This window comes from Desulforamulus profundi, from assembly GCF_002607855.1.
In genome coordinates this window covers 1-9,641 of record NZ_AWQQ01000035.1, presented here as the reverse complement: position 1 = coordinate 9,641, position 9,641 = coordinate 1, and the positions used below count along the sequence as shown (strand labels likewise).

At 45.2% G+C, this 9,641-nt stretch carries 10 protein-coding genes and 2 pseudogenes; 4 read left to right on the top strand and 8 right to left on the bottom strand.

Annotation, left to right across the window (positions count from 1 at the left end):
- Positions 1-700: 700 nt before the first annotated feature.
- Complete coding sequence (locus tag P378_RS04730) at positions 701-958, bottom strand: hypothetical protein (protein ID WP_099082453.1); 258 nt, start codon at positions 956-958, stop codon at positions 701-703.
- 276 nt (positions 959-1,234) lie between these two features.
- On the opposite strand from P378_RS04730, the gene P378_RS04725 reads away from it, so the two are divergent.
- The gene (locus tag P378_RS04725) at positions 1,235-1,843 is read left to right on the top strand and encodes a hypothetical protein (RefSeq protein ID WP_099082452.1); all 609 of its coding nucleotides are present in this window, start codon (positions 1,235-1,237) and stop codon (positions 1,841-1,843) included.
- Positions 1,844-2,211: 368 nt separating this feature from the next.
- On the top strand, positions 2,212-2,739 hold the full coding sequence (locus P378_RS04720; protein WP_274378639.1) for an aminotransferase class I/II-fold pyridoxal phosphate-dependent enzyme: 528 nt from the start codon (positions 2,212-2,214) through the stop codon (positions 2,737-2,739).
- 74 nt (positions 2,740-2,813) lie between these two features.
- On the opposite strand, the pseudogene P378_RS04715 reads toward P378_RS04720, so the two are convergent.
- The 4 genes and pseudogenes from P378_RS04715 to P378_RS04700 all read right to left on the bottom strand — a co-directional run bounded on the left by P378_RS04715 (position 2,814) and on the right by P378_RS04700 (position 5,738).
- Positions 2,814-3,657, bottom strand: a pseudogene (locus P378_RS04715) (zinc metalloprotease HtpX).
- 32 nt (positions 3,658-3,689) lie between these two features.
- Positions 3,690-4,646, bottom strand: a complete 957-nt coding sequence (locus P378_RS04710; protein ID WP_099082450.1) for a sporulation protein — start codon at positions 4,644-4,646, stop codon at positions 3,690-3,692.
- Between the two features lie 31 nt (positions 4,647-4,677).
- Positions 4,678-5,088: a MerR family transcriptional regulator gene (locus tag P378_RS04705; RefSeq protein WP_238472881.1), complete on the bottom strand. Its 411-nt coding sequence runs from the start codon at positions 5,086-5,088 to the stop codon at positions 4,678-4,680.
- Between the two features lie 173 nt (positions 5,089-5,261).
- The gene (locus P378_RS04700; protein ID WP_099082448.1) at positions 5,262-5,738 is read right to left on the bottom strand and encodes a hypothetical protein; all 477 of its coding nucleotides are present in this window, start codon (positions 5,736-5,738) and stop codon (positions 5,262-5,264) included.
- 133 nt (positions 5,739-5,871) lie between these two features.
- Between P378_RS04700 and P378_RS04695 the strand changes: the two genes are divergently transcribed.
- The gene (locus P378_RS04695) at positions 5,872-7,089 is read left to right on the top strand and encodes an RtcB family protein (RefSeq protein WP_338013832.1); all 1,218 of its coding nucleotides are present in this window, start codon (positions 5,872-5,874) and stop codon (positions 7,087-7,089) included.
- 128 nt (positions 7,090-7,217) lie between these two features.
- On the opposite strand, the gene P378_RS19415 is transcribed toward P378_RS04695, so the two are convergent.
- Positions 7,218-7,376: a hypothetical protein gene (locus P378_RS19415; protein WP_180260991.1), complete on the bottom strand. Its 159-nt coding sequence runs from the start codon at positions 7,374-7,376 to the stop codon at positions 7,218-7,220.
- Positions 7,377-7,579: 203 nt separating this feature from the next.
- Between P378_RS19415 and P378_RS04690 the strand changes: the two genes are divergently transcribed.
- Entirely contained in the window at positions 7,580-7,864 is a 285-nt protein-coding gene (locus P378_RS04690) for a hypothetical protein (RefSeq protein ID WP_238472880.1), read from the top strand.
- Positions 7,865-7,917: 53 nt separating this feature from the next.
- Here P378_RS04690 and P378_RS22755 read toward each other — a convergent pair.
- Together P378_RS22755 and P378_RS22750 are read right to left on the bottom strand one after the other, a co-directional pair.
- Positions 7,918-8,913, bottom strand: a pseudogene (locus P378_RS22755) (peptide ABC transporter substrate-binding protein); the annotation flags it as partial.
- A 32-nt stretch (positions 8,914-8,945) separates the two neighbouring features.
- Entirely contained in the window at positions 8,946-9,527 is a 582-nt protein-coding gene (locus tag P378_RS22750) for an ABC transporter substrate-binding protein (protein WP_099082446.1), read from the bottom strand.
- Positions 9,528-9,641: the final 114 nt, after the last annotated feature.

Here is a 9,641-nt window from a genome sequence, read left to right as displayed (position 1 = left end):
GCTTGAAACAGTTGATTATATGTGGATTTATTGGTATCCTTGTCCATGCGATGTCTCCTTATTTTTGAGATTATGGACAGGACTACCTGTTATACCTCAATTATAAGGAGATTTTAATCATTTTTACAGGATATTGCTGGAAAAACAATGATTTATTGGTTTTTTTCTAGAATTTTAGATATTGACATTTTGGAAATTTATTTATGCAACGCTAGTGACTATTTTTATTTTGTCAGTACGAGGCGGAACATTTCGTCTGGCACTTCCATAATATGGAGCAACAAACAATAAGGGGGTATATATATGGGTTATAGTGTTGGGGGTGGAGCCGGTGGCGGATGTTATACCGGCGGATATGGGTATAGTAACTTTTCTTTCATCTTGTTCCTAATTCTTATCCTGCTGTTCTTCGGCAATGGTTTCTTTGGCGGATATGGCGGATGCAGTAAGTAGTAGTAATCAGTGCCCCTGGCTGCAGCCAGGGGTTTCTATTTGGAGGGTGAATGCTATATGAAGTGGCTACGTGGTTGGCTGGAACGGCTGCGATGGGAGTTATGGTGGAGGAAAATAAAACGAAAAAAGAAAAAAATCCCTGGTCTATGACCGGGGATTTTTTCGAATTGCAATTAATAACGTTGCGTTCTAAAGCATCATCATACTCGCATTCGGGTGAAACAAAGAAGCCTGGAGAACCTGAAATTTATTTCTTCATTATTAATATATTTAGCTCTGGGATTGCGCGGTTTAAATTGTAGTAGGCTTCCTTTATTTCTCCTGCGATGGAATCACTCCAAATACCCTGGGACTCGTCAAAAAGGGTTGAGCCCTGTTTTTTAGGATAAAACACTTCATTGCAATTAAACAATGCCATGATGTGTGAGGCGTCCAGGTCAAATGACAAATCATTTTCTTTTTTTATTGACCCATCCTCTTCCTCCAGACTAAATACCACCTTCATGCAGTTCCCCCTTAAGTGGTTTTTATTCATCATATGAGACCCAGGGTATATTCATATCACTATTTTGAGAAATAGAAAAATAGCTTTCGGCCATATCCTAAGAGGTTGGTATATCTGGCAAAATTACCAAACCCTATTTACTTTTTATTCACGCTGTGGTAAATTTTAGTCTCGTAAAGTCATGCTCTACCAGTCATTTTCCCGGCAATATTCTTCTTCCTTACTGGGGCTTTCCTTCCTGCAAACTTAAAATCAATAATACAAGGGGTGTTATTGTTGACCAAACAGAAAAAGCAAGACATAATTTTAACTGCGTCCGGACACCAGTATGATAAGGATCTTGCCAGGGTACCCATTAAGGTCTCTCCGGCGCTTCAAGCCTTAATCGCTAACCATTTGGAACTAATGGAAAGATTAAACACCCATTTCCCCGAAGAAAAGATATTTTTAGATAATCTTAAACTCGAACTGGTTCAAGTGGAGGAAGAGATTGCCAGCGCCTTTTCCGGCTATATGAAAAAGAAAGAGGAGCAACGGATTAAAAGGGAACTAAAAAAGTCCGAGAAAGAATTTACCTCTGCTGCTTCCATGAATGACAATTTTTCAACAATGAATATGGATTTACCCCTTGATGCGACTGGTGACCTCTGTTCTGATGTGTTCGATATCGAACATTCCCTGGAACAAATGGCGGAAAAGATAAGTCCCGGACTGCCCTCGGAAAAATATGAACCTAGATCTTTTTCGGAAAGACCGGTTGAAATAGATTTACGAAGGGTTGCTGTGGGCGCTTCTATTAAAGCCCTGGAGAACTTTTTAGGAAGAAAATTATCTGAAGAGGAAATTGTCTCCCTTGAAAGACAGGTTGAGGCATACCTGGTTTAGTCCCGAGTATTAGCCGCGGTTAGGCTTTACATAATAGAATCATTCTGTATTTAAAAATACCCGTATGCCGGACAGAAGAACATAAAGCAAGTCGCAGTAATCATCTAATGCTTTCATAAAATAATAATCTCCTGGGCCTTACGTGTAAAACCCAGGGGATTATGGTTTTCACAGGTTATTTTAAAAGCAGATTGGACCAAGTTCCGGAGTACGGGGAGGTGCGGTGACTAAATTGATATGCGGGCTTAAATAACACCTGGCAGTCTCCAGCGCCCTGAAAGGCTTATTGTCATCTTCACTTAGATGGGCCAGGACAACCGACAGGCTGTCGCTGACAGCCTGGTAAAAGTGCGCAGCGGCCGGGTCTTATCAGAACAGCAACGCCGGGTCTCCGGATGGGTTATTTAACCGGGCATCCTGCACTGATCAACCGGCTTGCTTTAGAAAAGCAGTATGTTGATCTGCACAGCAATAACTTTACCCAATGGCTGGTGCACTTGTTTTTGGAGAACGGGTATTTTGATGAACATTTAAGGATGGTGCGAAAGGAATATAAAAAGCGCCGGGACGGCCTGGTGAAAGCCGTACGACGCTACCTGGGGAATCATCTTCTGTTTGAGGTACCCGGGGGTGGTTTTTACCTGTGGTGCAGACTGCAAGCGCCTGTGTCTACAAGCAAGCTTTTACATGAAGCAACCAAATACGGGGTTTTCTTTGTGCCCGGTGAGGCCTTTTATACCATGCCCTCTGAAGATAATGAGTTTCGTCTTTGCTTTGCAACCTATCCCGAACCTGTTTTAACGGAAGGGGTCAAGAGGTTGACCAAAGCCTTTGAATTAGCGAAACAGAACAAAACTGAATCCTTTCCTTTCAACCCGCTTCAACCAATCATTTAACCTGAATACAGGCTATCGCCACAGAACAACAGCACCCTGCTTCATGTAGAGTGCTGTTTGATGCTAAAGCAAAATTATGTCCTTACTCTCCGGAGTCTCTCTACCCTTTCCTGAATGGGCGGGTGCGTGCTGAAAAACTTGGCTATAGACGCCCCGGAAAGAGGATTGATGATAAAAAGGTGGGAGGTTGCCGGATTGACGGCCATCGGTACCCGGTGTGCCGCTGATTCCAATTTTAACAGGGCATTGGATAGCCCATCCGGTGAACCGGCGATTTGGGCGCCGGTGGCATCGGCCATGTATTCCCTGGAGCGGGAGATGGCCATTTGAATGATCATGGCGATGATGGGAGCACGATGGCCATAATCAGCCCCCCGACCATGCCGCCGCCTTCCTCCTCGTCATCGCTTCTTCCCATCCCAAAGATAGCGCCCCATTGCAGGACATTGGCCATCATGCTGATGGCCCCGGCCAGGGCGGCGGCGATGGTTCCCACCAGCACGTCCCGGTTCTTGATATGCGCCAGTTCGTGGGCCAGAACACCTTCCAGTTCAGAGGGGCTTAACAGTCGCAAAAGTCCTTCGGTGACCGCCACCGCCGAATGGGACGGGTTGCGACCGGTGGCAAAGGCGTTGGGTTGTTGGGACGGTTGGATATAAATCTTTGGCATGGGAAGACCCGCCCGCTGGGACAGCTTCCTGACCATTGCGTACAGTTCCGGAGCCTCCGCTTCGGATACCGGGTAAGAACCGGTCATTTTTATAGCCAGAGAGTCACTGTAGAAGTAACCAAAGAAGTTCATCGCCATGGCGATCAGGAAAAAATCATGGCCCCGCTTTTGCCGCCAATGGCACTGCCCATCAGCACCAGCAGAATTGAAAGGGTGCCCATTAAGAGCCATACTTTTAGTGTGTTCATCTATACTCCCTCCTGAAACATTGAAACATTTCTTAAAAGTCATCGTCTCCAAAATCGCCTAAACCAAAGTCAAACCCGTCCTCTGAACCCTCTTCGCCGCCTGTATCACCGGCTTCCTCATTTTCATCACCGTCAAAAAGGCTTCCCAGCATCGCCCCACCGAGCATGCCGGCCACCATGCCACCCATAAAGCCGCCAAAGCCGGATCTATGGGTACCATGTTGAAGGTTATGGTAACTGGGTGCCATCCGGGGACCCTGGACTGACACCTGGTTTAATTCATTTTCCAGGAACTCCTTAATAAAAATTGCAGCCTCCTGAACGGAACCGCCGGCCAACAGCTCGGCAGGCAGGTCCAGTTCGGTGTGATGCTCAAGACCGTTCCTCATATAGCCGCCGGTTAGCTCCAATTCCAAGAATAGCTTGAACCTGTTGTTTTCGGAATAAAATTTAAGTTCCAGTTCCTTTAACGGTTCGGCAAAAAGGGTTGTGGGATAGAATTCAAATTCCTGCCCAAGCCTCCCGATTTTGCCCGAGCCGATTTTCTCTTTAAATCCCAATGCTTCCAGAGCATCGAATACCAATGCCATTTCCCGGCTTGGCAGCACAACCAGCCTGTCGGTGTCACCGGTATCCACCGCCTGGGCAATATCCATCTTGGTAGCCAGGAAGTATGTCACAAATCCTTTGGAGAGCGGGTAGTGAACGGGGATCGCATGCTCAAAGGGAATTTCCCTGGTTTCCCTGGCTTTTATGTGGAAATCCCGGGCCACCCTTATGGTATCCGCCACCCGGGTGAATTCCTTACCCTTAATGACAAATTTCATGGCAATGTCAACATCCAGGGTATGAATTCCCTGATCTATATTCCCTCCCTCAACAATGACCTTTCCCGTCACCTTTTCACCAATCCGGCACTGTTCATTGTCCAGCACCAGGTTCACTTTTGCGGCCCCTACACCGAAGCTGGCCATCAGTTTTTTAAACATAGGACGCGGAACACTCCTTCTTATAAGTTTTCTAAATAAAAGGTGCTGCTTCGTTGATGTATAAAATCAACGATTGAATAACCGTCATGCTTTGCATCAATACCTGTTTGGTTACAAGTGCCGCCTGGTTGGCATCGGTATTGTTTACCAGCGGCTGCAGTTGAGCAAGCTGCGTCTCCAGCATTTTAAATTGGTCTTTCAAAAAATTAACGTCAAGGGTTCCTTGATTCTTTGCTTCTTTGGGCGGGTTACTGTCTTCCGGAAGGTCTATTCTTTGTTTTATCTCCTCCAGCGTATATCTTTGTTTCTTCATGCCTTCAATTAGCTTGAGGCGCAGGAGGGATTCCGCAGTATAATACCGGTACTGGCTCTCAGACCTCAGGGGTTTCAAAAGACCGAGCTTTGTATAATAATCAATTGTCCTTCTGCTGACCCCGGCCAATTCAGCAATTTCCCCAATTTTGTAAACTTTTACGTCCCCAATAGTACCACCTCACCAGTATTATACATTATTTCCAGCAAACCGTACAGTTTAACGTTATGGTGTTTTGCTATTTTTTAAAAAATTTCTAAGTGCTGACAAAACAAAAAACTCGGGGTGTTAACCTCGAGTCCTTAAAGTTCGTCCTTAAACAGATACCGGTATTTGCTGTCGCCGACAATCTTCTTTAATGCTTTTTTAACCTCCCGACCGGACCTGTCTGCACTCAGCTTGCGCTTGATTTTATTAAAGATCCAATTGCGAATCGTCTCATCCTTTATTTCCCTGTCAATGACCGTAAAGGCCTCCAGGAAGAATTCTTTCCAGGCCTTTTCCACAGAATTTTTCTGAATAAATTTAAAGGGGGACGGGCTGCCCAGTTGGGCTTCTTCAATGGAAGAATAGATGATTTTTACCACCCGCACCAGGGACTCCGTTTTTTGCAACGCCCCGGGAAACCAAATGAAAAAGTAATGATAAATAATGATGCCAGGAAGGAAAATGGCTGTCACATAACAAAAACTTTTATAGTTAAGTGAGTCACTGATCATCATGCTAAGGGAAGCAACAATCAAGATGCTTGCTAAAAACATGCCGGCAAACTTGGGCACTCCTCACACCCCTTTCCCGGAACGGGCAACAGGAAATTATTCGTAAATATTATCATTTTGTTTCGCTGTTGTATTCTAATTATGCCTCGACGGTACTAGGAATACAATACTTTCTATCAGTAAGAAGAAAGGTGTGTTTAAACTGTTTACCATTTTCAACGAATCTGAACAAAGGATTCCGATTAAAGTTTGGCTGGAAGACCCCTCGCAAATTGAAGCGGATTGTCTGGGCCAGGCTTTGAATTTATCCAGATTACCCTTTGCCTTTCAGCAAATCGCTTTAATGCCCGATACACATACCGGCTTTGGCATGCCCATCGGCGGAGTGCTGGCAACCACGGGTGCTGTCATCCCCAACGCAGTGGGAGTGGACATCGGTTGCGGCATGTGCTTTGCTGAGACCGGGATTTATAAGGGAGAAATCTCTAAAATTGACCTGCAAAACTTGGTCAGCCAAATCATGAGGGATATCCCCACCGGCTTTCAGCACCATAAAAAGAAGCAACCCTGCCGTTCCTTGGATAACTTTACGCAGAGGCTGAAGGACCAGCATATCTACAAGACTGCAGAATTATGCGAGGAAATCGAGAAGGGATACTACCAGGTTGGAACCCTGGGCGGGGGCAACCACTTTGTTGAACTGCAGGAGGATGATTCAGGCAAAATCTGCATTATGCTGCACAGCGGCAGTCGCAACTTTGGCTACAGAATCGCCAAATACTTTAATGAACTGGCAAAGGACCTTAACACCAAATGGAATTCCCCTGTCCCGTCAAAATATGATTTGGCATATTTGCCGGTGGACTCTGCCGAGGGAACCGGGTATTTAAGCTGGATGGAATTGGCCCTGGAATTTGCCATGGAAAACCGTGAAAAAATGATGCATGTTGTTATGGATGACATAAGGAAGTTATACCCCCATATCACCTTCGAAAACTTTGTTAATGCTCACCACAACTATGCTGCCTTTGAGGAACACTTCGGTACACAGGTGGTGGTCCATCGCAAGGGTGCCATCAGGGTCCGGCAAGGTGAGCTGGGGATTGTACCCGGGGCCATGGGATCCTACAGTTACATTGTCCGGGGCCTGGGCAATCCGGATTCCTTTTACAGCTGTTCCCATGGGGCCGGTCGCAAAATGAGCCGAAAGAAGGCCATGGAAACCATCCCGGTCGAAAAAACGATAACGGACCTCAAGGAATTGGGTGTGATCCTTGGGAAAAGCAAAAAGGGGGACGTATCTGAGGAAAGCCGGTTTGCCTATAAAGATATTGACTTTGTCATCAACCAGGAGCTTGATTTAATCCAACCCATCAAAAGGCTAAAAACCCTTGCAGTGATCAAAGGGTAGACTGCATCCCATTGCTGCTCCGTGGGTATTTAATTGCAACTTTAGCGCCTGTGGTGATTGGCATGCTGGAAAAACTGATTAATCTGCAAGGCTATACATTCTGAACGCAATAAACGGGCGCTGCCCGTTTATTTACGTTCGTTCCTCTCATCGTCGTAGGGTTCCAGAAGAGTATCATTCTCGATCGGAAATGGCGGCACTAATGCATCTATGTAATCCGCTGGCAGTGGTATGGTAGATTCTACTTTTCCTTTTTCATTTTTCTTGCGTACGATGAATTTCTCCATTTGGATGACCTTCTTTCATATAGTTTCTCACTCCATTGCCTTCTTATTTTAACCCGCAGCATTGGTTTCAACTCCTCGGAAATAAGTAAGATTATACTGGCCATAACGTTCAGAGAGAATTATTTATGATGGATATGGCTAAATTATTTTTACAATGCTTACTGTAACAATTGGAACATTTACTCCCGGGGAGGTTATATTTGGTGAAAGAAATAAGTTCAGGGACAGAAAAAGGGAAACGCATTCGTTTTACCACACTGGGGGAGTTTGCCCAGTACCTGGAAAACATAGGCGACGGGGAACTGGCCTTTCGCGCCTTTCCCATCTCCGGAACACCGGAAGAATTCTATTATAAGGGTCATGAAAAGGCGGTTATTAGAAGCCGGGACCAAACAATCTTTGACAATGTGGAAGATTTCTTATGTTACGCTTTCCAATGCGACCAAGAAGGTTATACCCACACTGAATATGTTGATATTGAGGTATAAAAAACCACCTTACCCTTTCTCTTCATAAAGGGTAAGGTGGTTTTTATGTGTTGCTACTCTACATAGGCGTATTTAAAATCAGCATAGGTTGCAAAGGCAGGCGTGATAACTCCTTTAATGTTTTCTTTTACTAATATGGGGTGTGCATAGAAAAAGATCGGCATGACCGGCATGTCATTCATCAAAATTTTTTCAGCCTTTTGCATGGCCTGCATTCTTATTTTTTGGTCGCCGGTGGAATTGGCCTCTTTCACCAATTTATCATATACCTGATGACTCCAACCGGTGTTATTGTTGCCGCCGTTGGTGACAAATAAATCGATAAATGTCATGGGGTCAAGGTAGTCCGGGCTCCAGGCGGTACGGGTAATATCGAAGTCTTGTTGGGACTGCCTGTCCAAATAGACCTGCCACTCCACGTTTTCTAAAGCCACCTCGATGCCAAGGTTTTTCTTCCACATTTGTTGAATGGCCTGGGCCACCTTGTGGATATTGTCATTGTTATTGTACAGCAGGGTTACTTTGGGGAATCCCTTTCCTTCCGGATAACCAGCTTCTGCCAGTAGTTTTTTGGCCAGTTCGATATCTTCTTTAAAAAGATCGCCGCCGTTTTGCCTATAGTCCTTCCCCTCCTCCTCCGTAAAGCCATAGGGTACAAATGCGTAGGCAGGTTCTTGCCCGGCCTGTAAAATATGCTTGACCAACTGCTCACGGTCGATGGCTATGGACAGGGCCTTTCTCACCCTCGGGTCATTAAAGGGTTTACGGGACAGGTTAAACTGGTAGTAATCAACGGAGGCATCCGCTGCAATCTGTAGTTCCCTGCTATCTTTTAAAGAATTCAGTTCCTGTACCGACACTTCATTTTGCATATCCAGTTGATTGCTCCGGAACATAGTAAAACCGGTTTGCAGCGATTCAATCAGGTATATTTCCAGTCTATTTAACTTAACATTTTTCTCATCCCAGTAATAGGGGTTCTTTTCCAGGGTGATTTTCTGGTTATGTTCCCAACTGACGATTTTGAAAGGGCCGTTACAAACATATTGTTTTGGATCGGTAAACCATTTTTCATTATTCTCTACAGCTTTCCGGTAGACAGGGTAAAAGGTCTGGTAGCTGTTAAGCCGAGAAACTGGGGGGCCGGCGCTCTCAGAACCACTTGCATGGTTTTGTCATCCAGGGCTTTGATCCCTACCTCTTCCTTCTTCCCTTTACCGCTGTTATATTCTTCGGCTCCTTTGATGTAATAGAGCTGGTAAGCGTATTCAGAAGCAGTCTCCGGAGCCAGTGCCCTTAGCCAGCTGTAAACAAAGTCCTGGGCCTTTACAGGTTCTCCGTTGCTCCATTTGGCCTCCCTTAGTTTAAAGGTATAGGTTAACCCGTCATCTGAAATTTGCCAGCTCTCTGCCAGGGCGGGCTGGATTTGTTGGTTGGCATCATAGCGAGTCAATCCGTCAAACAACTGCAGCGTGACAGTGGCTTCCGGAACACCGTTGGCTTTGGCGGGGTCCAGGGTCTTGGGTTCGGCACATAGGTTATATCTTATTATTTGCTCCCTAGGAGACTGTTGAAAAACTCCAAACAATAATAACCAAAAATAGATATTTTTAGCATAATAGGAAGGAAAATAGAGATATTTGTAGAAATAAATACCTATCATCAGATAGGGAGTGCTAATTTAATATGTTAAAGCAAAAAGGACGTCAATTATCTATAACCGACATTGATGTATTAGAGCAATGGAGTAACAGACCCCTTGTTTCTGAAAACAGCA

Bases quoted from the DNA above. Each gene is read 5' to 3' on its own strand.
- P378_RS04730 (WP_099082453.1), bottom strand. From the start codon at position 958: ATGAAGGTGGTATTTAGTCTGGAGGAAGAGGATGGGTCAATAAAAAAA.
- P378_RS04710 (WP_099082450.1), bottom strand. From the start codon at position 4,646: ATGTTTAAAAAACTGATGGCCAGCTTCGGTGTAGGGGCCGCAAAAGTG.
- P378_RS19415 (WP_180260991.1), bottom strand. From the start codon at position 7,376: ATGGAGAAATTCATCGTACGCAAGAAAAATGAAAAAGGAAAAGTAGAA.
- P378_RS22750 (WP_099082446.1), bottom strand. From the start codon at position 9,527: ATGATAGGTATTTATTTCTACAAATATCTCTATTTTCCTTCCTATTAT.